Below are 26,011 nucleotides of genomic sequence, written 5' to 3'. Positions count from 1 at the left end.
ATCCCGCGCGATTCTCGAAGGTGCGATTCCCGCATTAGCCATTGACTAATGACTATCGACTACCAACAACTACTTGCTAAACGCCTGCTTCTTGGCAACAGATAAATTCACAACATTTTTCATCACGCCGGCCTCGCCGACCTTCTCCAGCGCCGACTTCAAAATAGCGGCCGCAGCAAGCGTATCGTCCAAGGCGCGGTGATGGTTAAAGTCCGGAAGCCCCAGCGATTCCGTGAGCTTGTGCAAACTGTAGCTCGGCTGCCCCGGGAACACGCGCCGCGCAAGCTTTACCGTACAAAGTCTCGCAGGGTTGAACTTGATGCAGCAGCGCTTCAGTTCCGCCGTCATGTACTTGCAGTCAAACTGGACATTGTGCGCTACAAAAATGCGGTCTTGCAAAAGCGCAGCCACATGCTCTGCAACTATGCCAAATTGCGGTTGTCCATTCACCATTTCGTCGGTAATGCCCGTCAGTTCGCGCACAAACGGCGTAATAGGCTTACCTGGGTCCACAAGTGCGTGGTACGTTTCAACAATTTCGGAACCGTCCATCAGGGCGATTCCGATTTCCATTATACGATTATCTTCACCATGTCCGCCGGTCGTTTCGAGATCGACTACCGCAAATTTTAGCAATGCAAATTACCTTACGGGAATATCGATATCGAGCGTTTCCATCCCGTCTCGTGTTTGCACTCTTGCAAGCATCACATTGGACTTGGGGTGTCCGTAAACAGGGACGACGAGCAGGTTAGAAACGCCTCTCTGTTCACTTGGAACCGCTTCGGTATCGTAAGCTGTTTTCGTAAATATAGGTTTCTTGCTGCCATCGTACAACGAGTACGTCAACTTGCGAGGCATTCCCTTCTTGATTTGAGATGTTTTCACCTGAAAATAGATATAGCCGCCCTTCGGGACCGTTCTCAGGCTGTCGCGAATTTCTTCTTCAGTCGCATAAGCGGCCTCCATCGCAAGGCGCAAGTTCTTACGCACCTGCTCAGGCCTTTCGTATTCGACCATTACATTGAACCTGGCATCTTCGGGAATGGCACTTTCACGCACATCGCGAATCTTGCTGTTGTTCTGATGGTACTCCCAGCGACCATTGTCGTGTAATATTACTGTTGCGCCGTTCGAAGCCGTAGCGACAACATCATTAGCGAAAGCATTTGCTGCAAACGCAAAGAAAAGAGCCACGCAGGCCCTCGAAAGTCTCATTCCACCCATAATTACTCCAGTGTTACATCCCATTACCTCAATAATATATTATAAGAAATGCGTTTTAGAAGCAAAAAGTGAAATAAATATGTTTTTTCATAGAAATTATGTGACTTTAGTAATAATTTTACAACTTATATTTACTCCGTAACTACATTTACACCATGTCTGGAAAAATTCGATTCGCACCTAGCCCCACGGGTTACCTTCACGAAGGCCATCTGCTTTCGGCACTTTATGTGTGGGCCGCCGCAAAAAAATGGAATTTAAAAGTCCATCTGCGAATTGAAGACCATGACCAGAGCCGTGCGCGTCCCGCCTATATCGCAGGCATTCGGGAAGATCTGGCCTGGCTTGGTTTTAAATACGATTCCGAGAGCATACAAAGTGCCCGCGGACTAGTCTACGAAGCCGCGCTACAAAAACTTGTTGCAAAATCGCTCGTTTATCCGTGCTATTGCAGTCGCAAGCAGCTCCTCGCCGAGAACCCGCAAAGCGAAACCGGAGAAATAGTTTATCAGGGAAAGTGCTATTACAAGACGAGAGACGAGAGACGAGAGACGAGAGAATTATCAACATCCGATATAGCAAACGCATCTCGTCATCCTGAACGAAGTGAAGACAACTCAGAAGGCGAGTGTTGCGCCCATGCTCGCATGGGCATAACCGAGCCAAAGAGTTGGGGCTTTGCCCCATCCAGTAAAATCTTGAATAGCACTTCCGCGCCGCACAGCTTGCGGTTTATCGTTCCAGACAAGTTCATCGACTGGCACGACCTACGCCTCGGGGACTTTCACGAAAATCCCAAGCTCCAATGCGGGGACTTCCCCATCCGCGACCGCGACAACCAATGGACCTACCAGTTCGCCGTCTGCGTTGACGACATTGACGAAGGCATCACGCATATCGTCCGTGGCGAGGACATCCGCAATTCCACGGCCCGCCAAGTTGCGCTCATGGAAGCACTGGGCCGCACAGAACGCCCCGTCTACTTGCACCACCCGCTCATCGTGGATGCAAACAACAAGAAGCTTTCCAAGCGCGAACTCGCCCACAGCCTGCGCCAAGACAAAGAAGCCGGCATCACCCCCGAGATGCTATTCGGACGCGTCTGCTACAAGGCACACCTGACTGAAAATGACGCACCAAGAACCCTCATTGACGCAATATCCATAATTATGGAACATCTATAGCGTCCATTTCGTTAAAAAAAAATTTATATTCGGGACATGGCATCAACGTCAATGTCCGCAACCATTGAAAAAATTCGCGAAGCAGCAGCAGCCTTTGATAGCAAAGACCGCTTACTGAGCTTTTCTCAAAAAAACAAGTTTCAATCCCCGCTGCTTTTAGGTAACGGCGACCAGTTTTTTGATATCTGGCAAAACGATCCAAAGCCTCGCGCTCTTGCGCAGTTTTTCCCTGTTACAGCAAAATACGACGAAGAAAAACAAAAGGCCGACCTCGAAAAATTCCGCAAAGTCCTCAATGCCAAGACCGAAGATTTCTGCAATCAGGACTTGTACCTGGTCACAGGCTTTATCAAGTGGGGCGAAAAATCGCTTGCCCCCGCACTCCTCATCCCGCTCGATTACGATGCCGAAAGCGACTCCGTCTCCATTTCGGTTCGCGCCCCCATCGAAAATATTGCTCTCCCGGCGCTGGACAAGAACATCAAGTTTCCAAAGGCTTTAGACTTTGTCAAGAACGGCACCTTTGGAATCCAAAAGTTTTTCGACACGCTCGAAAAAAAAATCGAATCGAGAGCGGACTGGAAATTTACACGCAACGGCTTTTGCATCACATTTTACAGCACCAACAGGATTCTTCTCAAAAAGAAGCTGACAAGCGAATGCTGGACAACAGCCAAAGCCGCAAACAACGATTTTTTCATCGCAACGATTGGTAACGAAGGGTTCCTGCCACAGACTTCGATTTTTGACGACGTCTCCTATGACCACGTTTACAATCCGGCAGACCACTACTTCCCCTACATAACCGATTCACAGACAAACAAGGCTGTCATTGACGCACTGAACGAAAAGTCCACCGTCTATGCAATACAAGCGCTCCCTGGATCGGAAAAGGCCAAAGCCGCTGTAAACATAGCCGCCGACTTGATCCAGCAAAAGAAAAAGGTCTGTGTAGTATGCCGTAGGGCCATCACCAAGTTCAATTTCGAGAACACCTGGAACCCGCCGTTCCGTTCATTCCAAGGTCCTGACCGCGATACGCTCAAGACTACTCTCTGCGATACCCGAGCAAAGCTCGTCTCGTATTACGATGCTGTCAACAATCCGCTTAAGCCAAGCGGCGCAAAGCTCACGGATTTACTTGATGAAATAGCAAAGTTAAAACCCGTCAAGACAAAGTTTTCAAGCAGCCTTTTCAAGAATATCGAAGACGTGCGCTACAAAAAATTCAAGTCCATGCACTACAGCCTGGAACAGATGGCGCATCTTTTCTTCAACGAAAACGGCATCGACATTTACAATTCATTCCAGGGAATCACGCTGCCCGCCGTTTCTCAAGAGCGCAAGAACTCCATCGGTGAAGACCTAGAACAAGCGACAAGCTTGTTCGAAACCATCAAGCCGTTTATCGAAAGCATCGGCAAATCCAAGCTTTATCTCGATGGTATAAAACTTTCAGACGTCATAGCCCTGGCAAATGTCCTTAAGAAAAATTTCGACAACGAAATGCCCGGCTTTGAAGAATGGGATCTCCATTCAAACGGATGGATCGCCTATCAAGACGACCTGAACGATTTACCGAACGCAGGCGCCCGCTGGTCAAGCTATCGCCGCAAAGGTTCCGACATCTTTACAGAAGACGCCATTGACGAAAACATCCTTGCTGCGCGCAATGAATTTGACGAGAGCCTAAGTTCAGCACTCAAGGCCCTGTCGGATCACTACCGCAGACCCAAGCGACTCCTACTGAGCGTTTTCAAGGATCCCAAGAGCATCACCTCGGACGACATGCTCCTTGAGCAAATCGACAAGCTCATTGAAATCCAGGATTACAGACGCAAATACAAAGATTCCTCCGTGCTTGCCGCACGTTTGTTCGGTAAAGACTGGAAATACGAAAAGACCGACTGGAAGGATCTGGCCGAAAAAATCCGCCATTACTATGTATTCCGTGCCCGTATTAAAAACAGCGACCAGCACGATTACCTGCTACAGCTACTCGCCAAATGGCACTTGTTCAAGCCATTCGCCGAGAATTTCGACAACATCCAGGAAAGCGCCGAAAAGCTGCAAAAGAAACTCCAGAGCATAAGCAAGGCGCTCAACTTGAGCGAATCCATGGACTCACAGAATGTGGACTCGTGGATTGGAAAAATAGAATGCTGGTCCAAGCACTGGAACAAGCAGGACATTTACCTGCAACTCTCTGAGCACATGGAAAATATCAGCGATTCGCCATGTGAAAATCTCGCCCAGTTTGTAAAAGATACAAAGAACGCCAACAAAGATATCGCGATGGCGTTTGCCCGCGCCTGGACAAATCAACAAATGCAGGCAGCAACAGCAGACTGCCCGGACCTCTTCAGTCCATCTGCCAAAAACAGAAAGCAGCAAGGCAAGCAGTTCCGAACAGTCTTGGAGCAATTCAGCAACGCTAATTTCCGCGTCGCACATGAGACCGTAGAAAAGAATCCTGACTTGCTCCAGGTTGTCACATTGGCAAACACCTACGAACAGGATTTCGATTCGTTTGATGCCGCATTGATTCTGGATGCCGACTGCATGTCGATTGCCGAATCCATGTCCGCGATTTTCAATTCCAGAAAAGCCATCCTATTCGGTAATCCCTGCGCACCCGCGCTCGAAATGCTCCCGATTGACGCATGCAACACGGAAATATCAACGCAGTCGATTTTCTTCAAGGACAACGTGCTCTCGGCAGCACTGCGCAAGGGTATCCCGACCCGAATCATCGGCTATACAGCGCAATATGCGGACCCAGCTTTATTCAGTTTTGCAAACAGCAAGATATACAATAACGCCATATCGCAATTTCCAAATCCGGCATTAGCAACAAGCAAACCGCAAACGCTCAAGATCGTTCGCGACAAGATTTCGTCAATTGCAGAAAAAGCCGTTCAGCATGCGACAAGGAATCCAAGCCAGACTCTAGGAATTGTCGTGTTCAACCAGTCGCACATCAACGAAATTGAAGACTCGATACAAAAGCTCCTGGAAAAAAATCCAGGCGTAGCAAAGTTCTTTGCGCAAAAAAACATCACAAATAAGTTCTACATCAAGACCGCAGAGCGGGCCGTTGATTTGTACCGTGACGTGATTTTCATATGTGCCGACATCGATCACGCCACAAGCATTTCCGGAATTCGCAAAATTTCAATTTGTACAACACTTGCAAAACTTAGCCTCAGCCTGTTCATGACAAGCGAAGACGCCGAGAAACTTGCAAGCGCCAAGCCCAACCTGTTCCAGGAATGGATCGGTTCGCTCAAAAATTCTGAGATTGCAGCACCTCAAAACAACGTCTCCGAATCCGTTCTTGACGCACAAATTAAGGATGTTTTCACAAAAGAATCGATAGCCTTCAAGGAGAGCATCGCCATGGGCAACATTCCTATAGGGCCAGTCGTCATCGACGCCAACAACTCCAAGCGGTTCCTAGCGGTCGTCGAAAGCGACTGCAGCACCTCGCCCTACAAGGAATCCATTGAAGATCGAGAATACATCCGACCGAAAGCGCTTTCAAGTCGCGGCTGGAAAGTCCTGAACATGTGGCTTCCGCTTTGGAACATTTCGAATGCCGATGAAAAGGAAAATCTCATCGCAACAATCGCCATTGAACAAAGTGTCGCACCACCACCGCAAGAAGACATTCCGCTCGACGAGGCAGAGCACGTCGCAGCAGCAAAAGTCGAACCATACAGCGTAAAGCACCCCGCAAGCACAATCGACAAACCAATGGCGGAGCTTTCGGCAGAAGCGCTCATTGAGCAGCTCAAATTCTATGTGGATAGTGAATCGCCTATTCACGGTGAACTCCTTTTGCAAAGGCTCCTGGAACTGCATCATGTCGAACACACGAACGCCAAGATCAACGCGATATTAAGCAACGCCATCAAGCAGGCGCTGCACCAGAAGCAGTTCATCAAGACCGGGCCATTCTTCTATTCCCTCACAAACAAGAGCATTGTGCTCCGAGACCGCTCCAAGAGGCCCGACAGCGAACGCAAGATGGCATATATCCCCCCTGAAGAACGCGCCCTGCTCAAGCTCGACGACCACAGCCTCAAGCAGACGCTAGGTGTGCTGTAGGTAGTAGGAAGTAGGAAGTAGACAGTTGGCAGTGTATTAAGAAAGCCTTCTTGATGTCATGCCCAGTCATCCTCCGCTAAAAGACTCCTTCCAAAGTGAGCGTCGCAACCACAGTCATCCTCCGCTAAGAGACTCCTTTCAAGGTGAGCGTCGCGACCACAGTCATCCTCCGCTAGGAGGATCCATACAGTTCTAATAGCACTGTATTAGGCAGTTCCTCGGAAATGACAAAGAGCAGGCGACATGCCTGCTCTTTGTGTCTTAAGAGTTTTAACAAACTTTATCGAAGCTTTACAACAAAAGCGTTGATGTTGTATGCAGAAAGTTCGCGAGCTTTATCTTCAGCAACCTTGCGCTTTGTCCATCCACCACCACGTAACTTATAGAACGGAGGGTCAAAGACAACCTGAATGGTATAGCCCGTGCTAGCAGAAAGCTGCGCCTTACGTCTCTGCGCAGCATCAAAATCGCCAACAGCTTCGAACTGGAGCATATAAAATCCATCGGACTTTTCGTTCTTGCCCGAGACCTTCGCAGGAACAGCGGCGTTGCTTGTCGTATCGCGAAGCGAAGCACTAAGCTTTGGCTTGTACTCGTTACCACGGAAAAGAGAGTCCATATCAGTCGGCGATCCGGCCCAGGCCATAGCGCACAAGGAAGCTGCAATTATAATCTTTCGCATGCAAGGAAATATAGAAAAAAGCCTCCCCAAAGGGAGGCTTTCTAAAGTTTTTACAAATGCGTAAGACTACTTTTTCGGTTCAGGAATAGTACCCTTGATATGGGAGTTGTGGCGAACGCCCCACATTTCAGTCTTATTGGACTTGAATGTCTTGCCGCGAGAACCGAGATTTGCGTAAGCCTTGATCTTGGAAACATAAGCACCAGTACCCACAAGGCGGTTCTTGGCACCCTTCATGTTCCACACGATAAAGAAGTTCTTACGGTTTTCAACGCAGTTTGCATTCGCACCACCATAGAAGTACTTTCCGTGTTCCTTGTAGTTCTTGTTATCTTCGCAGTAGATACGCTTGTGATTCGTCAAGACATGGGAACCCAGGTTCGTAAAGACCTGAATTTCATAGTCGAAATAAACCTTGTCGAGCTGGTAGATGACAGAATCTTCCTTAGATTCAACCATTGCGCCCAAATCGACCTTAGCGAACCAACCATGCGGGAAGAAGCCATACTTACGGAATTCCGGATCAAAATCGGTATTCTTGTCGATGATGGCATTCTTGAAGTCATTTTCATCCTTGAATGCATCAAAGGTGAATACTTCCGTGATCGGGAGTGCAGCCGGATCAGTGAGATCAGACGGAACACCATCCTTTGCATCCGGAACAAGTCTTACAATGTATGCGTTCACGTCACCAGAGACAAGTGCCCACGGAGACGGTACGCGATCAGTTGCATCGAAACCAGGAGCAGTATTCCACAGGTGATTTGTTTCAGCACGAATAGAATCAGCACCCGGAATAGAATCGTACATAGATCTATCCTGCACAAGGCCAACACCACCAATGCTTCTAAAGTGGATGTAGTCACCAGACTGCGGGAAAACGTTCTTCTTGTCATAGGTCAAGACCAAGTTTTCACCGAGGACCTGCGAGAATGCAATACCAGTGAAAAGCGGAAGGCTTTCATGGAATGTCGGGGTCTTCGAGTTGTTGATATAGAAGGAGAACACCTTATCACCTTCACCAACACCCTGTGCTGTCTTCTGAACTTCTTCAGAGAACGTGATCTTCAGCTGAGCCTTGTCCTCATCTGTATCCGTCATTGCTCTAGCAGAGATGATAATCGGAGCAATACGGTCGTAGATGATGCCATCGTAATCCTGAGTTACAGGAGTCGTACCGCAAGTTCCATCATCCTTACGTCTCGGGCAGTATGTAGCCCAGGACTTGAGCTTACCCATACCAGAAGTCTTTACCTTCTTGGAGAGCTTGATATCCTTACCGCCGAGTGTAATTCTGGGCAAGCAGAGGGTATCAGCAGAGGCGCCCTTAGCAACACCGCAAGCAGAACCAGCAGCAATTGCAGCAGCATCAAAGACTACAGTCGTATCCGTGCTCCAAGAAATTTCGATCTTTTCCGGGAGAGAGTCCTTATTGAATTCACGATGGTAGTAGACGACAATGGAGTCACCGATACCGTCGAGATAATCCTTATTCTTGTCGAAGTACTCGAGAGGCATATTCATTTCGCCAACAGGAGCACCATAGACGTCGAACACGTCAGCAAACTGCGGAGTCGGAACCGGCGGTTCCTGGAACTGCATGTTGTTGTAAGTAGCAACCATGAGGTTCTTGCTCGGGCCACGAATTTCAAATGTAGCGGTGCCAGAACCATCAGCCTTTCTTTCGTAGACCTTAGAAGATCTAATGGTAATCGTCACACGGCCGTTAATCAATTCGGCATCGGAAATCATGTCAACGCCAGGATCAGAGCCTTGGCCCTGCTTGAGCTTAATGTGCGAGCAGGTGGTGCAAAGGCTATCGCGATCATCAACAGCGACAACATAGAATTCATAAGCAGTGCCCTTCAAGCGCTTGTCAGTATCCTTATCGCCCTTGACTTCATCCATCGACGTTGCAGAAGCGACAAACTTAAGTCTCGGAACGAAGAACGAGAGTTCAGCCTTGCGGTTGCCACCCACAACATTGATCGTAGCCGTTTCGACAGCGGTCTGCATACCGTCAAACGGAATCGTAACGTAGACCGTATCGATACCAGAAGCACCCGGGGTACGCTTTGCGGCAGGATCAATGCTGTTCAAGACACCATTCTTCATTTCATAGAAAAGGACACTTGTGTTTGAAGAGGCCAATGAATACGGATCGCCAGAAGCAGACATTTCAAGAGGATCCGTGCAGGTAGGAACATTGTTACAAGGATCCGTAATAGATGCAATATAGAGCGGAATCATCTGATCCGGGTCTGGAGTACCATCGTCCTTTAATGTAGAAGCCATCTTGCTCGAAACATGCTTGTAAACCAGGCTCTTGTTGTTATTGCCATCAACAAAGACTGCATCGCGGTTAGCCACGTTGACAGAACCCTTGATCGGAATCAAGATAGGATAGCTATCCTTTTCAATAGTAATAATGAGGTAGTAATTACCCGGCTTCAAGTAGTTGCGCAACGAGTCAGGAGTAAACTTGGGACGACCAGGGTGGGTAACATCCAAAAATCCATCAAACTGCACCGGATTCTTAGCAAATTCTTCAGCAGAGATTTTCACGGCCGTCGGATCGGTATTGGACTTATCCGTTGTAAGCACAAAGCTTGTCTTCAATCCTAATTTTTCGATTTCATCATCACAAGCGTCGAGATCCTTTCCATCCGGATCAGATTCAGCGGCGCAAGATCCATTGCTGGATTTACTATAGCAAATTTTCACTTGGTTCGTACCAGTGGTAGTCCAGTCCTTGCGGTCCGCTCTTTCCGTAGGATCAATACCAGACTTCTGTTCAATGAACATGTTCGTCTTGATATGGACGTTACTCATCGTAGTACGGCGGTCGCAGAAGAAGATATCGATCGGGTAAGAAGTACCAACTTGAGCATAGCTACCCATAAACTTGTCCAAATCAACATAGCCCGGAGCGGCAAGGTGGGTACCACCAAGGTCCACAGCAAGCTTGTTGTTGATGAACACCCAAATATCGTCGTCTCCACGGAAGCTGAACTTCAGTCCCTTCTTGAAACGGAATGTCGCATGAGATTCAAAGCAGAAGTGCTGGTTACGGCCTTCCGTTGTAAGGACCTTGGAATCATCCGTACCAGAAGTCCAACGGTATGTACCCTTAGCAGGCGGCTGGTTCTTTACAGCCATTACACCAACAGAATCTTCAGTGTTTTCAGTATAGAAAGTCCAGCCGATCGGAGCCATATTACCACAGGCCCATCCCCAGCCTTCACCTTCAAAGCTCACATTAAGCTTCTTGCGAATTTCAATACCAGCTTGTTCCGTTTCCTTAAATTCGCCACCAGCGGCAAAGAGTCCTTCACAGTCAATACCGCCTTCCCAACCCGGGCCACTGCAAATCAAGTCGCTCAAAGCAACACCTTCCGTCGGGTGGATCGTACGGAGACCTTCTGGAGTCGTCGTTTTTTGATTGTTATAGTCAGGGCAGAAGAATACGGGGCCTTCTGCTCGGCGCTTGTTTTCGGCTGCAGGCAGGCGTTCCGAGAGCATCACCGGTTTATCTTCGCTCTTCATCCCCATTTCGAGAGGAGGTTCTTCCGCAGGGTAGAAGCCACCGACAGCGGGTGCACCAGGACTCCTATAAGTATCTGATTCAAATTCGTACTTGCCATCAGGAGTCTGTTCAAAGGTCATGTTAAAGCAGTACTTTTCGTTCACGCCCGGCGTATAGTTGAACATGGCCTTGAAAGCGTTTTCGGCATCTGAACCGAAGCAAGTCTTACCTTTAGCGGTAAGCTTCATGTATTTCTTACCATTTGCATCACGGTAAAGCGTATCTTCGACCATGCCCTTTTTCACGCCGATACAAGGCACGACTTCCGAAGCATTAGCAACAACATTATACTTAGCACTGCTATAGAAGCAGGCGTTGTTCTTACAAACATCAGGATTACCTTGGCACTGCGTTTCATAATGGCTACAGGTAAATGCACCGTGGAGCGAAGCATCAGTATCGTAAATGAAAGCAGCCAAAGGATAGCTACAAGTACCCGTAACAAGGGGGCGTTCGACATACCAACCGGGCACATCACTAGGATTGTCTTGGGCTTTTGCACCATCAGCGACAAAGAAAACACCACCTTGGAACTTAGCATCCTTTTCGAAAGCCTTGTAAATAGTTCCCAAAGCAATAGGAGTCGGGGCATCAGCAGTTTCAAAATCACCATTCATGCCCAACATTTCGGCCTTATCTTCATCATCATCACGACGGATATAAATGCTGGACGGGAGAGCTTCATCCACATAGCGCCTGAAATACCAACCGCAGTTGTCCGGGTCGATATTCATTTCGTGGTCCTTGCCATCTTCGACAAGCAACGGCACGGCGCTCTTCCAAGTTTCGTTATTCGGCAAGAACACATAAAAATACTTTACGTCAGGAGGATCTCCTTTGACATAAGGCTTGGTAGGATCGTCAAAATCAGCCTGAATCCAAAGTTCATTTGAATTCTTCCCGAAATCCTTACAAGAAAAGCCCGAACCATCCTTAAATTGAATGTTAGCCCCAATTAGAGTCTTAGTCATGCCTCCAGTTTGGCCGTAATCATTTAGAGCCTTTGAAATAAAGAACTCATTTTGCGGATTCGCGCCACCAATTAAAGCAGAAGAAATTTCATACCAACTTGGGTATTGCGTACTCTTTTTGAACCCAATGAACTGACCTCCAGCAACGGAATAAGCGGTCGTCCAACCTTCAGGGAGCTTGAGATAAACGGTTCCCTCGCACCCAGTCAAGGATGCCGATGCACTTTGGACACCGGCAATGAGCATTGCACAGCTCAACACCCACAATCTTAAGGATTTGATTCTGTTCTTCATTGTATTTCTATCCATTTCGGTTCTCTCCGACCACGCGGAATATCAAAAAGACCAGCCTTCTTGATAGACCACACCATGCGAAATCTACTTTTTTTAAGGAAAAAAGGAAATTTTTTCTATTAAAGAAATGTGAAAAAAAATTTATATAAAGAAATCCACAGACTTAATCACATTATTTCAACAATGTTTGTATTAAATATTTTACAAACAAAAAATTTAGTAACAGAAACTTTACAATTAACGTAGCATACGCCGTATCATAAGCGTATTATATATAGTTAGCTGTTTTCGATTTTAGAAGAGGGAACGACAGCACCGAAGGCGAGGACGACATTGTCAAAAGGTCCTATATTTGGACTGGGATTAACAAGGGATTTTATGGAAATTTTAAAACCGATGACCGTTCATCCGCACTTGATAGTGCTGTACCCTCAAAGCGAGTTCGCAGAGCTTCCGCTCGAATTAGGGACCGTGGTGCTCGGTCGTGGGCAAGACGCCGACATCCGTTTCGAAGATGAGCTGGTGAGCCGCAGGCATTGTGCGCTCACGTTTGACGGCCAGAGCGTGACAGTCGAAGACCTCGGCAGCACGAACGGGACATTCGTTGACGGCAACTACATTCACAAGCAGATTCTCGATTCGGACAACAGGCTCCAGATTGGCAAGATGGTGCTGAAGGTCGCCTACAAGGATCCGAACGAGGAGGCTTTTAGCCGCGAGCTGTACGAAGCAGCAACGATGGACTCGCTGACGGGAATTTTGAACCACCAGGCGTTCATGGACCGCTCGGCAGGTGAACTCGTTTGCGCCCGCCGTGTGGGCGCATTTATCCATGTGGCCATGATCCGCGTGGACGATTTCAAGCGTTTAACGGATTCTTGTGGTGAAATGTGCGGTAACCTGATTTTAAAGGAAGTCGCAAGGCTCTTGAACGATGAGAAGCGCGATTCCGACTTGCTCGCACGATACGACGGTGAAAAGTTTTTGCTTCTCATGATCGGGATTTCGCCCGAAGACGCAAAGAAACGCATCGAGAAGTTGCGCCTTGCCATCGAGCGCCACATATTCTCGTGGATGGATTCGAGAATTCCGGTGACGATTTCAGTCGGGCTTGTGTCGCGCCAGAGCGCCGAAGTCACGCAGACGAAAGAGCTCATCGCCGAAAGCGATGGATTGCTCAATACTGCGGAGTAAACGCGACGAGATGGCGACCCCGTCCCGGAACGGAGTCCGGGATGACAGGCCGGGGTGACAACGCGATAAAAAAGTCTTTTTGATGTCATGCCGGACTCTGATCCGGCATCGCCTTTTTATGATGCAGGAACTAGACACGCGGGATGTTCTTGAGTTCGGCGCGGAGCATGAAGATGGCAATGAAAGCCGTCACAAAGTCTGCGATGGGCTGCGCCATGAACACGCCACGGAGTCCGAAGAATCGCGGCATAATCAACAAGAACGGGATAAGCAAAATGAGCTGGCGGCAAGCGTTCAGGAACATCGAACGCCAAGCCTTACCCGTTCCCTGGAAAAAGTTACCCGACACCATACCTAGCGGCACAAACGGCATCATACAAATGAACGTGCGGAGAGCCTTGCACGTGAGCTGCTGCATGTTCTGGTCGTTCGGCACAAAGGGCGCCACAAACGCAAGCGTATTCGTCATCACGAGAATCCACGCAATCACGATAAACGCCGTTGCATAAAGCATGGTGAACTTGAGCGCGTCGCGGACACGGTTATTGTACTTTGCGCCGTAATTGTACCCGATAATCGGCTGCGACCCCGTCACAAAGCCCATAAGCGGCAAAATGATCATGGAGACAATACTCATCAAGATTCCAAATGCGGCAATCGCCTGGTCGCCACCATCCATACCGTTCACGACCGGCAAATCACGGGTGCCATAAGCCGTGAGGCTGCGGGCCAAAATGGCGTTCAAGAGGCTGTTGCTAATCTGCATAATGCTCGGCGGGAGGCCGAGAATGAAGATTTTGCGCACGTACGGGAAGCGGAGCTTCATGAAACGGCGATTGACCTTAATCGGCGTCGTCTTTTTGACGAAGAACTGCATCACAGCAAGGCCACCGATGAGCTGGCTCAAGACGGTCGCCCAGGCAGCGCCTTCGATGCCCCAGTGGAGCTTCATGATGAAAAGCCAGTCGAGAATCACGTTACTGCCGGCGCCAATCATCACACGGGTCATAGCCGTTTTCGGATGACCCATGCTGCGGATAAAGTGGTTCATGCCAGGAACAATCGTCTGGAAAATCGCACCGCACAAAATGATGCGCATGTAGCTCGAAGCCACTGGCAAAAGCTGGTCGCTTGCGCCAAAGAGCTTGAGGAGCGGCACCATGAAAATCTGGCCGAGCGTAAAGGAACTCACCGCCATGATGATGAGCAACACGAAGGAATTGTTGAGGATAATGGCCGCCTGCTGGTACTTGCGTTCGCCAAGGCGGATGGCAAAAAGCGTATTGCCACCCACGCCAATCATCATGGACATGGCCATAATGAAAAGAGCTATCGGGAAGCAGATAGTAATGCCGCCGATGCCAAGGCTACCGACGCCCTGGCCCACGAAGTAGCGGTCCACAATGTTGTAGAGCGCTTCGACGAGCATGCTGATGATGGCCGGAACCGAAAACTGTAAGACAATCTTCGGGATGCTAGCCGTCCCCATCGCGTTAAGCTTTTTGTTGTTTATGACATCTTCCATTAAACACCCGTGAGGCCCGCAAGACGCAAAGGATTGGCGCTGGATGCGCAGAGCCGCCCAAGATAACCGCTAAATGCGGAAAACGTCGCAAAAACCTCGTTTTTCGCGCGCAAAGATAGAAAATTTGGGGGCGCTTGCCAAGCTTTTAATTTAGATATGAAAAAACGCCTTCTAGTGCTTTTTCTCAAGAATCTGGAGAGCCTGCTCAATGATGGCAGGCGAGAGCTTAAAGATGTCGCTGAGTGTCTGCACACGGTCGGCAGGGTCGATTTTAGTCATCTTGGAGCCTGTTGCGTTACGGACGACGAGGTTCCCTTTCTGGTAGTAATACTGGATGCCCTTTTCGCGGTCGAGGCGGTTCAAGACCGGGTAAGTCATCATTTCGCGGTAAAAACTCTCGTTCCAGTGGTGCTTGAATTCTTCGACGGAAACGCCTTCGACGGGGTACTCGAAGCGGAGCTTCATCGGCGCGCCTGCGCCACCGGTCCAGAGTTCCATCGATTCGAGCGTCGGGCGCACAAGACGCACACAGTTCGGAGAAAGCGGGAAGAAGGCTTCGCCCGTACCGAACGGCTGCGGAAGCGGCATCTGGAGCGGGTCGAAAATCAAGTAACCGGGATCGAGCAAAAATTCGGAATTAGGATTTAGGAATGAGGAATTAACTCCGAATTCCGAATTCCGAACTCCTAATTGGTCTGGATCGGGCAAAATGAGCGCGCAGTGGATGTTGCGCTCTTTGCGTTTATGCCCCATCACAAGACGCGGCTTGAAACCCATGTCCGTGAGCGCCTGGTACAGGTGCCATGTCATGCTGAAGCAAGTGCCCCCGCCCATCCAGGAGTCGATATCGTTCTGATCGCTATCGTCGAGCTTGCGCGCGCCGGTGGCGCTCCCCGTCTGTTCCAGACGGATGATTTTCGTCAAATTCTCGTAAGTGATATTCGAAATCTGGTTGCAAAGGTCCACGACCTTTCTCATGTTCTCGGGAGTCATAGTCGCACCTAGTCCATGTCTGTTGGGATTCCGCCGAGCATGCTGCAAATTTCAGGGCCAATGACGCCATTCTGGATGGCGATGGTGAGCAAGCGCTGTTCAATTTCTTGCGGCGGGAAGCGAAGACCAGCGGCATTTTCAGCAGAAGGCGCCGCATCAGGAGATGCATCGAAAGCCTCATCAAGAGTCGCAGCCTCCTGAACCAAGCGTTCGGCAAGCGCTGCATGGAGCGCAAGCGACGTATCGATATACTTCAAGTGCGTCGGTTCTTCGAGAATAAAGTTCAGCGGACCTTTATCGTTGAGCACTTTTTCGGCGGGAACCGATTCACCGTATTCATCTTCGACGCCCATGTTCGCAAGAGTTGCCTTGGTCGAAAGAAGAGCCTCCGTCAATTCCGGGGCCGCAAGGGCATTTTTGACACCCGTCGCCGTCACGACGAAATCTGAATTTTCAATCAAGGAAGCAACAGCTGCGTAGTCATGACAATCCACGACAGCCACGTCATTTTGCAAAAGGACCGCCGAGAAATCGCCCGCAGGCATTGTTTCGGAATTCGAGGAATTTTGAGCCACCCCACGCTTCAAGTCCGTCACGACGGTCACATTGCAGCCTCGGCGCACCCCCTGAAGCGCAATCCCAGAACCGACTTTGCCACTACCAAAAACCAATAACTTCTTGCCTTCGAAATCGCCACCAAAGCCAAGCTTTTCGAGTGCACGGAAATAGCCATCGCCCGTGCCCAGCGAGGTCTCGATTCGCTTGACGATACCGCTATCGGCAACATAGACCGGCTTTTCGGCATTTTTGTAATAGTTTACACCCGAGCGCGTGAGTTCCACAAAGCCAATTTTCGGGTGGAGCACCGCAAAAGGCCCCGCACAGTCGAGCACCAAGTCCACAAATTCGCCGCGAGATTCCGCTTCGAGCATTTCGGCAGGCGTTACCACAGGCACACCCCATTCCCTCATAAAGTCCACGACATCGGGGTCGTTCATCCCCGAAAAGCCCACGAGAAGATCGGCACCGCCCGCCACAAGAGCGCGGTATTCGGTCATAGTGTTGCGATAAATCGGGGTCGCCACCAGCACACGGAGGCCATCGAACGGGCGTGTGTGCGTCCATTCGCTTTCGAGCGCCGCAAGTGCAGGGTATTCATTTTTTTCGTAAACTTCATCCAGAACGGAGGAGAGAATCGATTGCAAGTCCATGCGCGGAAATATAGAATTTAGAGCGGCTCCGCCGCAGTTACTAGACACTAGTTAATAGAACTAAAAACTCTCACTATTCCTGTTGCATTACTATACAACAAAAATAAATTTAACATAGGACGCTTCCTTATATATGGAGCTAAATTACTTTTGCATAATACATATTAACAAGGTGTGGATATGAACTACAAAAAAATTTCTATTGCCTCTGTCGCAGTTGGAATGTTCGCAGCAGGCGCCGCTTTCGCGCAGAATGCAGAAATCGCAACTTGGTCGGGTTTCCGCAAGGGCGCAGCTTCCTTTACGTTTGACGACGGCGCTCCAAGCCAAGTCAGCGACGCCGCCCCAGTCTTTGACAAGTACGGCTACAAGGGCACCTTCAACCTGGTTTACAACTGGAACCCCAACTGGAGTGGCTTCCAGAGCATGGCCGACAACGGTCACGAAATCGCTAGCCACAGCAACACCCATGGCAACAACATGAGTGGCGAAGAAGCCTCCTCCAAGAAGAATATCGAAGGCAAAATCAAGCAGAAATACGGCATCGTTACAGTCGCCTATCCGAACTGCAACGTGCCTAACGAAAGCGCTGTTCTCCAGAACTACATCGTAGGCCGTATCTGCAACGGCAGCTGGAAGGGCATGTCCGATGAAATGGGCAAGGACGGTCCCAGCAACTGGGCTCAGACTCCCGCTACCATGACCGGTGCCGAAGGCCAGATCAAGAGCACGAACGACTTTACCGGCAGAATGCAGAAAGTCATCCAGAGCAACGGCTGGGCCGCATTCCTCACGCACGGTTTCCAGGGCAAGAACAACGGCAACGCCACCTACTCCCCAACCGATCTCGGCGCTATTGAAGGTGCTTTGAAGTGGGCTAAGGAGAACGATAAGGACATTTGGGTTGCCCCGATGGGCTTTGTCGCCATGTACATCAAGGAACGCAAGGCTTCCAAGATTGAACCGCAGGACGGCGGTGCAGCAAACACCATGACGTTCGAACTCAAGCACAGTATCGCAGACAACATTTCCAAGTATGACTATCCGCTTTCCATCAAGGTCAAAACCGACTGGACCAAGGTTGAAGTCACGCAGGGTGAAGCCAAGCTCGAATCCAAAGTGGATGGCGGCTACGTTTACTTCGATGCCGTCCCGAACGCAGGCAAGATTGTCGTGAAGAACGCCGACGCTGCAGCTCCGGAATCTTCCAGCAGCACTCCGGAAAGTTCCTCCAGCGAAGCTGAATTGTCTTCGAGCAGCACAACAGGACTCATCGAACAAGCATTTGACGGTCGTCATCTCGCCGCATACGTGGATGCAAGCGGTTACATCACCGTCCAAAATGCACAAGGATTGAATATCACCGTATTCAACAGCCTCGGAAACGTCATTCGCACAACGAAGGGCATCGGTTGCGAACAGAAGGTTTACACTGGCGCGAAGGGTGTATATGTGGTAAAAATCGGCAACAAGGCCTGGTCTTTAAAGATCAAGTAAAAATTGCTGATTAAGGAAAAACTCCCGCTCAGTTGAGCGGGAGTTTTTTTGATTTAAGGAGTTGTAGGATTATGACATAGCAAGCGACAGACATGACATTCTATTTTCTAAATTTTGAACATGAAACCGTGGAAATTGTTGAGTTCAGAATTTTTGGTGGATGCGCCGTGGCTAAAGGTCGCAAAGGAAACATGCGAGCTGCCAAGCGGCAAGGTCATCGACGATTTTTATACGTTGTGGCAACCCGACTGGGTTTTGATTCTTGCCCGCACAAAGGAGGGCAAGTGGGTCATGACGGAACAGTACCGCCACGGAACAGGCAAAATTGCGCTCGAGTTCCCGGCAGGGATTATAGACAAAGGCGAAACGCCAGAAAAGGCTGCAATCCGCGAATTGCAAGAAGAATGCGGGTACGGGATAATTCGGATTTCGGAATCAGGAATTAGGAATAACGCTGTCACTTATCTCGGTTCTTTTTCGGTGAATCCGGATAGGCATCGCGGAAAATTCCATGTGGTGTTCATCGACGGCGTGGAACGTCTGGGCAAAACGAGCTTCGACGACACGGAAGATATCGAGACGTTCCTGTACACGGACGAGGAATTTCAAGCAAAAGTTGCAGACGGCACGTTCAATCACCCGCTTCAAATCGCAGGCTACTTCAAGTGGAAATTATCGCAATCCGCCTCCCGATCTTAATTCTCGGGTTGAATGGCGTTCCCGGCTTTGCGCTTTTTAGGCATTTCAACAAGCTGTACGGCAGCGTAACCGTTGGCGAGAATGCGCCGGGCGTTATTGGCATCCGTCCAATCAAGCATCCCTGCGTTTTGGGAGAAAACGTCTTCGGCGTAGACGCCGAAGAAACTGATCGCTTAGGCGAACTTTTCGAGAAATTCCGCTTTGGGACCGTCATTGACGCAAGCGGAAATTGCGCACTCAAAGCTTGCGAATGCGACCCCGCCCGCAGCAGGCTTTTGAATTACAGCCAAGGAGTCGATACAGCTACGTTTGCGGCCCGCTACAACGCGACACTCATCCGCATTTCAGCCGACATGGTCTTTAGCGGTGACGAGAAGACAAAGCCAAACCGCCCTTACGTCGAGACTGACCCTAAAGACCCCATTCACAATTACGGCAAACACCAGGCCGAAGCCGAAGATGCAATTACCGCCATCAAGCCCAATGTCGTGATTCTCCGCGTGCCGCTCCCAATGGACTACGCGCCCGGCGGATGCGCCGGCGCCATTGACTGGATCACTTACCGGTTCCGCCCCGGTCGCCCAGCGACCTTGTTCACCGACGAATACCGCAACCCGCTTTCGGGCCCGGACCTTTGCCGCACGGTACAGTACATCCTGGAACATAAATTTCCCGCAGGCATTTACAACTGCGGCGGTCCACGTCGCGTTTCGCTCTATAATGTCGGGCAAATCGTAAATGCCGTTGGCGGCTACCCCGCCGAACTCCTCCACGGAGTGCCGCGAATTGAAGGCGGTCCGATGCCTCCACGCGTGGGGGATATCAGCATCAATTCAGAAAAGCTCTACAAATTGCTGCCGCCAGGATTCATTAAGCCCTGGCCCGCATTCGACTGGCTTGTGCCCGACAGCTTCGACTGGCATAAAACTTTTGGACGTAATATTAAAGACAAACGTAAAATGGGCAGTGACGAAGCAATTACGAACCTACTCGTCAACGGGATCGAAGTCCAATAACAGCAAGCTTAACACAGCACAGAAAATTATTCTGAAACGGTCAAACGGCCACCACCCCGCTTTTTCGAAGTCCTCATAAGTTTCTCGGCGGCTTCGATGAGTTCATCATAGTTCTTCGCCTGGTCGCAATCAAGAGCGGCACCCATCGATAACGTCGGCGCATCCGCTTCCGATGACACCGTCACAGAAACTTTATCATAAATCTGCTGCGCACGGTCGTACATATAACCCGGTGGAGAGTTCTTTTCAAAGAACAGCATTGCCACAAAAAAATCTTTGCCCAAACGGCAAGCCATATCATGTTCGCGCAAGGAATCATTCAACGCTTCGGAAATAAGCAGCAAAAAGTCCTCGCCCGCCTCGCGGCCCTTGCTTTCGCAGAACTTTTCATAACCGTCCACATCGACAGCCAGCGCCATCACCCTGTATTTGCCATATGTTATTTTTTCTTCGGCATCTCTCCGGAATGTTTCTGGATTCAGGAATCCCGTAAGCGAATCCCTGCTGGACGGATTTTCCAGAAGTTTCATACGGGCGGCAGCAGATTCCTTCGCTTCGCCCTTCATCATCATCATGGCATAGGTGTTAGAGCTGTTCGTAACGATAATCTCGGAACGCGTTTCACGGCTAACGGAATCATAGAACACCTTTCCAATACAGAACACGTAAATAACGGTTCCGTCCTTACGCTTGAGGCGGTGTTCGCAATACAGCATCGGACTTTTGGCAAGGACTTCAGAAACAAGGCAGAGGTACTCCGTCAGGTCTTCTTCTGGAATCAAGTCCAGCTGCCTCAACGACTTCGCCCTGACATCATCCATCGTAAATCCCGTCATTTTTTCGAAGTTTTCATCTACCTCGATAATGGCGTTATGAATGTCAAGAACATATCGGGTAAACATCACATTGTGGACACGATGCAACGATCTATTGTTTTCATCCCCGTTCTTTTTCGTCCGATTGACAATTTCATCAAAAATGGGATCGAACCTGCCCTCGTCTGGTTTTACATCCTTCGCTATGTCACGGCAGATTGCAACAAACTCAGAAACAAGATACGGATCGAACTGCGTACCGGCACAACGTTCAAGTTCAACTATCGCTTCTTCGATAGGGCGCGCCGCTCTGTAAGAACGGTTACTGACCATAGCATCGAACGAATCGACAACAGCAATAATTCTGGACAAAAGCGGAATCTGTTCGCCCTTGAGTCCATCGGGATAACCGTGACCATCCCAGCGTTCGTGATGGTGCAAAATCATATCCGCAATTTCGACCAGACCCTTGGAACTCTTTGCAATCTCGTAGCCCTTTTTCGCATGGGTCTTGATGGTATTCCATTCTTCTTCCGAAAGCTTGCCCGGCTTATTGAGGATATCCAGCGGGATACCGATTTTACCGATGTCATGCAGCAAGCACAGGAGCGAAAGATTACTTTGCTGCTTATCGGACAGTCCAATTTTACGACCCAGCGCGGCCCCCATACGCTGCGTACGTTTCACGTGAGCCTCGGTATCGCTATCACATTCTTGCAAGGCACGCACTAGCGAAGTCAAAAGTTCCGAATGGGCAGAACTCCTATCGAGCAGTTTCTTTTGCATCAACGTGTGCGTTGCCGAATCAATCGCATCAACAATGTCTGTATTCCACGTTGTGGCGCCATCGACAGCATACTGGAAACTCGACTGCACCTTTTTCTTTACGATTTCCATTCGTTCGTTGACTTCGGCAAGTTCCATATAATCGCAAATGACGATGAGCTTTGCATCTTCGCCACGTACAAAGCAGGACCCCTGCGGAAAAGCCTCGCGTAAGGCATCGGCCATACCGATCAGCAAACGATCGCCAACGTTATGGCCCTTCATATTATTTAAGCGGGACAGGTTATTCAGATCACAGACAACAACCGTCAACGGATAAGTAAACTGAGAAGCGTCCTTGGCCACAAAATTCTTGAAGTGTTCCCAGCTATGGAACCCTGTCAATAAATCCGTACGAGCCACAGTATCAGAAATCACAAATAAATTCCCTACCGGGCAGTCGCCTTTTCCCTTGATTTTCCGGAAATCGCAACGTATCGGCTGGATTCTATCGTCACGGTTCACAAAGCCCTGAGTAGAATAGACCTCGGCAGAATCAGAGTAGGAATCCGAAATATTGCAAAACTTCATAAAATCTTTTTGCGTCAACGATACATTAAGGTCAATCCCCGCCAAAAGCTGTTCCGCCATTTTATTGTAAACAACCAACTTGCCCTTATAATCAAAAAGGACTACCCCTCGATCAATATTCTTAAAAATGTTGTCATTAAAGTAATTGATTAGGTCAATCACAGCAAACCGACAAGAATACCAATACACGCAAACCGGGAGCAGGCAATAAAATTCAATGGAATAATCCAGCTCAAGATCCGTAAATTTATCCAATAGGCAATTGATCATAAGCAAAACGGCCACAATAACGCTAGGCCCAATGTAACGCTTTCTGTAGACCTTCGGTTCACGCGCATAACGGTAGAGCATAAGCCCAATGGATACCGCAAACATCGTAAACACAAGCGCAAGATGGAAAACGTAAAAAGCGCTTTTATCTGAAACGGCAAAAACCATACGTTCTGAAACCGAATCAAACCTAAAGGCCCACGGATAAAACGGATTGACAATCCAGATAACGGCATCGAGAACAAGGCCCAGCAAAAAACAGCGCAGCAACAAGCGACTCCATCTATTATCGGACAAACAAGTAAAATGCACCGAGAACTGGGCAAAACAGAACATCGCAGCAGCAACGCTTACAAGACAAAGGCTTGTCCACACCATGAAGGCGTCACGGCTTTCGATAAAAAGCCGCCCTATGTAGAAAATGACAGCAAATACGCCAAAAACGGTCCCGGTCGCAAGACGATTCAGCTCCACACGCTTTGACCGAAACGAAACTACAGCCTGATACAATGCTGCTGCAATAAATACAAGGGATATAACTATAAAGGTAACAGTACTTCTATCCATAATCTCCCCGTCCGATTATTTTCTGAAACTCTTTTTGAAAATAATCTTTTCTAATCACATGTGAAAAAGAAATCGCACAAAAAGGGCGTTTTTTAAGCTCTAAAACGGTATTTTTCGGGCAAGGCCGCCGTTTTAACGAAATTTTTCAATAAATTCGTTATGGATTTTCTTGTCGCCGTACTTATCTTCGGGCGAGTAGAGTTCTTCGGGAGTGTAACCGCTGCGGAGGCTTGTCAGGACAATTTTTCGTGACAATTCATCGTAGCTGAAATCGACTCGGAACGTGCGGTAGGCAAGTACACCCGTTTTTGCAGTATCATCGATTTCGAGACGGCGGCGGGTATCGTCAAACGGGCCACGCGTGAGCTGGATTTCGACAAAGCTCAAGATGTCGAACGGTGAATTTTCGCGGAGCCATTGGATGCGCTCGTCAAACGCGGGAGTCGTCTCGATGGTCCACAAGTCGCGTTCCTGTTCTTCAACCCAGCCCGCCTTTGCATCCGGGAAAGCATCGGCCATCGGAATATACGGTTTGATATCGAGCACAGGCGTTCCGTTCAGCAAGTCCGCTTCATCGACATAAAGCGTAAGCCCTTCGACTTTCAGGAGTCGCACACAGCTAAGTCCAATCGGATTCGGACGGTACGGGCTACGGCTTGCAAAAGTGCCTACGCGATCCTTACCCTTGGGCGGTACCGGCGGACGCGTCGTCGGGCGCCAACCTGCATTTTCATGGAACTGGAAAATCACCCAAAGGCGTTCGAAGCCATCAAGATCGCGGAGGGCCGTTTCAAAATTCATCCCCGGATTCAGCACAATGCGGCCGGGATGCCCCGCAAACAAGCGCCCCTGTCGAGGAGCGTCATACTTGTAGACGGCATCACCATAAAATGTACCTATCGGACAAATCTGCACAGCGGAAATATAGATAATAGAGGGCGCCGCAAAGGTGTAGGGGACCAAACGCCTTTATGTCATTTGCTGTAGTAACCGCGAAGGTCGTAAACCAGGTTGACCGAAATTCGGCCAGATTCGGAAAAAGACTGTCCCAAAGTCCAATCGTAGCGCAACATCAAGGACAGCCAATGAGACTTGGAACTAGACGCTAAAAGGTTATACCCTATATCGCCACCCATAAACCAGCCTTTATACGTTCTATCATATGCGCCGCCCCAAACAATATCGACAAAGAGACCCTTACTCTGCGAGAACCTATGGACAGATTCAAACGCCCATCTGGATTGCGTCTTTCCCATGGTGCCCGCATAATCCAATTCCCAAAGCCAGGAGTGATGATCCGAAAAGCCCCACACAAAAGCGAAACGCATATCCGGATACCATTTACCATAAAGATCCTTACCACCAGCGGCCACTTCGATTCCAACATAATCAGAAAGATAGCACAAGAAATCAACGAAAAGACCTGCAAAGACTCCATCGACAGAACTTGCAGATTGCGTGGCGCGGCACCGAGCCTCATGAGTATTGGAGTAATCCACCACTTCAGTATCAGGGCTATCGGGCTCCACATCCTGATCCATGACCAGACACGTCAACGAATAAACGATGGATTGCAGATCTTCGTCCCGCGAGAACTTTTTATGAACGCCTTTGACGACCTTGGAACCGTGCAAGCGCACCATCCCCGCCCAATAATAATCTTTCAATTTTATCAGGAACAGTTGGACATTGACCTTGTTGCTGTTTTCGGAAAGCTTATACCCAAGCACCCCAAGAGCCGATTCCGCCCTTTGAGTTGCAAGATTCGCCTTACGGTCTTCAACATCTACAAATACGGGATCCATAAAATATACTTCATCCGGTTTTTCGCCTTTATAAATCTTTGACGCCTTTCCAAAAGACATCTTGAGCATGGTTTCCACGGCGTTGTCAACGTCATCCACTTCCGCGACCACAGAAGAATCCGTTTCGATTTGACCATCTGCCAAGAACTTTTTCATCTGTATATGATGCATCACAGGGTTCGATGATGAAAAAGAAACTCCAACCTTTTCAATATGATGGCTGGGAACATAGCCCAATTCCGCCAAATAGACCGTCGCCATAGCCTTCAGCTTTTTCGCCGAAAGGTCTCGCGGCCCTCGGCTATCGCCTTCAATGACCTGCACTTCAACCGCTCCCGCGAAAGCAGCAAGGAACACTAACAAAGAAAAAATACGAGAAAACAAGGACATAGGATTAATGTACAAAAATCAATTGTCAATACGCACAAAACATAGATAAAAGAGATGAATGGTAAATTAGGATAGATGATGTACAAAAAAGGACTGCATTGCTGCAGTCCTTTGAATGTTTTGATACGCTTGTAAAGGCGATGCCGGAACGGAGTCCGGCATGACACTTTAGGCGTTATACTTGGCGCCAATGGCGCCAGTTCGCGGCGCCTCGGTCATGCCCAAGCGAGCTTGGGCGCGACTCTCGGCTTGCTACACTTCTTCAATTGAAGCGTGATATTGACGCCTACGGCGTCAGCGACTTCGGCTCAGCCATGCCAGAGTGCAAGCACTCTGTCGCGGCATTCGCCTTGCACGCTACTCCTGGAGGCTCTTCAGTTAAATTTCTTCAATGCTAGAATGATATTCTTGCAGGCTCTTCACAGCACCATGGCCGTTGCGGGCGGCGGCGATGCCCTTAACGGTGTTGTAGGCACCGGCGAGGGTCGTGATGTAGGGAACCTTGTACTTGATGGCAGCCTTGCGGATAGCACTTTCGTCCTTGATGGCGTCGCGCTTTGCCCACGGCGTATTGATGATGAGGTTCACCTGCTTGTTCAGGATGATATCGAGAACGTTC

17 protein-coding genes are annotated in these 26,011 nt (G+C 49.2%); 6 read left to right on the top strand and 11 right to left on the bottom strand.

Translation table 11 applies throughout. The annotated features are described in order from the left end of the window. Positions 1–69: 69 nt before the first annotated feature. Both ACJMM9_RS07700 and ACJMM9_RS07695 read right to left on the bottom strand, forming a co-directional pair. Complete coding sequence (locus ACJMM9_RS07700) at positions 70–636, bottom strand: PolC-type DNA polymerase III (RefSeq protein WP_405325409.1); 567 nt, start codon at positions 634–636, stop codon at positions 70–72. A gap of 6 nt (positions 637–642) precedes the next feature. Beyond that, positions 643–1,227, bottom strand: coding sequence for a hypothetical protein (locus ACJMM9_RS07695; RefSeq protein ID WP_088640411.1), 585 nt, complete (start codon positions 1,225–1,227; stop codon positions 643–645). A gap of 155 nt (positions 1,228–1,382) precedes the next feature. On the opposite strand from ACJMM9_RS07695, the gene ACJMM9_RS07690 reads away from it, so the two are divergent. Further along, a complete protein-coding gene (locus ACJMM9_RS07690; RefSeq protein ID WP_405325406.1) occupies positions 1,383–2,411 on the top strand; it encodes a glutamate--tRNA ligase family protein in 1,029 nt (342 codons plus the stop codon). A gap of 51 nt (positions 2,412–2,462) precedes the next feature. After that, entirely contained in the window at positions 2,463–6,521 is a 4,059-nt protein-coding gene (locus tag ACJMM9_RS07685; protein WP_405325403.1) for a hypothetical protein, read from the top strand. 280 nt (positions 6,522–6,801) lie between these two features. On the opposite strand, the gene ACJMM9_RS07680 is transcribed toward ACJMM9_RS07685, so the two are convergent. Continuing rightward, on the bottom strand, positions 6,802–7,203 hold the full coding sequence (locus ACJMM9_RS07680) for an SPOR domain-containing protein (RefSeq protein ID WP_088640408.1): 402 nt from the start codon (positions 7,201–7,203) through the stop codon (positions 6,802–6,804). A 66-nt stretch (positions 7,204–7,269) separates the two neighbouring features. Beyond that, the gene (locus tag ACJMM9_RS07675; protein WP_405325400.1) at positions 7,270–12,069 is read right to left on the bottom strand and encodes a fibro-slime domain-containing protein; all 4,800 of its coding nucleotides are present in this window, start codon (positions 12,067–12,069) and stop codon (positions 7,270–7,272) included. Positions 12,070–12,432: 363 nt separating this feature from the next. Between ACJMM9_RS07675 and ACJMM9_RS07670 the strand changes: the two genes are divergently transcribed. Beyond that, positions 12,433–13,248 carry a GGDEF domain-containing protein gene (locus ACJMM9_RS07670; RefSeq protein ID WP_405325397.1) on the top strand — a complete coding sequence of 272 codons (816 nt, stop codon included), beginning with the start codon at positions 12,433–12,435 and terminating at the stop codon, positions 13,246–13,248. Between the two features lie 130 nt (positions 13,249–13,378). Here the strand turns inward: ACJMM9_RS07670 and ACJMM9_RS07665 are convergent, their stop codons facing one another. The 3 genes from ACJMM9_RS07665 to ACJMM9_RS07655 all read right to left on the bottom strand — a co-directional run bounded on the left by ACJMM9_RS07665 (position 13,379) and on the right by ACJMM9_RS07655 (position 16,977). Further along, entirely contained in the window at positions 13,379–14,773 is a 1,395-nt protein-coding gene (locus tag ACJMM9_RS07665; RefSeq protein ID WP_405325395.1) for an MATE family efflux transporter, read from the bottom strand. Positions 14,774–14,944: 171 nt separating this feature from the next. Further along, the gene (locus tag ACJMM9_RS07660; protein ID WP_405325392.1) at positions 14,945–15,766 is read right to left on the bottom strand and encodes a hypothetical protein; all 822 of its coding nucleotides are present in this window, start codon (positions 15,764–15,766) and stop codon (positions 14,945–14,947) included. Between the two features lie 8 nt (positions 15,767–15,774). Further along, positions 15,775–16,977: an adenosylhomocysteinase gene (locus ACJMM9_RS07655; RefSeq protein ID WP_405325389.1), complete on the bottom strand. Its 1,203-nt coding sequence runs from the start codon at positions 16,975–16,977 to the stop codon at positions 15,775–15,777. Positions 16,978–17,157: 180 nt separating this feature from the next. On the opposite strand from ACJMM9_RS07655, the gene ACJMM9_RS07650 reads away from it, so the two are divergent. From ACJMM9_RS07650 to ACJMM9_RS07640, 3 genes are all read left to right on the top strand, one after another. Beyond that, a complete protein-coding gene (locus ACJMM9_RS07650) occupies positions 17,158–18,474 on the top strand; it encodes a polysaccharide deacetylase family protein (protein WP_405325386.1) in 1,317 nt (438 codons plus the stop codon). Positions 18,475–18,594: 120 nt separating this feature from the next. Next, complete coding sequence (locus ACJMM9_RS07645) at positions 18,595–19,173, top strand: NUDIX hydrolase (protein WP_405325383.1); 579 nt, start codon at positions 18,595–18,597, stop codon at positions 19,171–19,173. After that, on the top strand, positions 19,140–20,189 hold the full coding sequence (locus ACJMM9_RS07640) for an SDR family oxidoreductase (protein ID WP_405325380.1): 1,050 nt from the start codon (positions 19,140–19,142) through the stop codon (positions 20,187–20,189). Before ACJMM9_RS07645 ends, ACJMM9_RS07640 begins: the two co-directional genes overlap by 34 nt. Positions 20,190–20,215: 26 nt before the next feature. Here ACJMM9_RS07640 and ACJMM9_RS07635 read toward each other — a convergent pair whose 3' ends face one another. From ACJMM9_RS07635 to ACJMM9_RS07620, 4 genes are all read right to left on the bottom strand, one after another. After that, entirely contained in the window at positions 20,216–23,197 is a 2,982-nt protein-coding gene (locus tag ACJMM9_RS07635) for an HD domain-containing phosphohydrolase (protein WP_405325377.1), read from the bottom strand. 132 nt (positions 23,198–23,329) lie between these two features. Next, on the bottom strand, positions 23,330–24,112 hold the full coding sequence (gene tsaA / locus ACJMM9_RS07630) for a tRNA (N6-threonylcarbamoyladenosine(37)-N6)-methyltransferase TrmO (RefSeq protein ID WP_405325375.1): 783 nt from the start codon (positions 24,110–24,112) through the stop codon (positions 23,330–23,332). 59 nt (positions 24,113–24,171) lie between these two features. Beyond that, positions 24,172–25,326, bottom strand: a complete 1,155-nt coding sequence (locus ACJMM9_RS07625) for a hypothetical protein (protein ID WP_405325372.1) — start codon at positions 25,324–25,326, stop codon at positions 24,172–24,174. 444 nt (positions 25,327–25,770) lie between these two features. Further along, positions 25,771–26,011: hypothetical protein (locus ACJMM9_RS07620; protein ID WP_405325370.1), on the bottom strand; the 241-nt coding region annotated here is incomplete at its 5' end.

It is taken from the genome of Fibrobacter sp., assembly GCF_045112255.1.
Lineage (GTDB): Bacteria > Fibrobacterota > Fibrobacteria > Fibrobacterales > Fibrobacteraceae > Fibrobacter.
The sequence above is the reverse complement of the archived record's forward strand: the minus strand, read 5'-3'. Positions and strand labels throughout refer to the sequence as shown.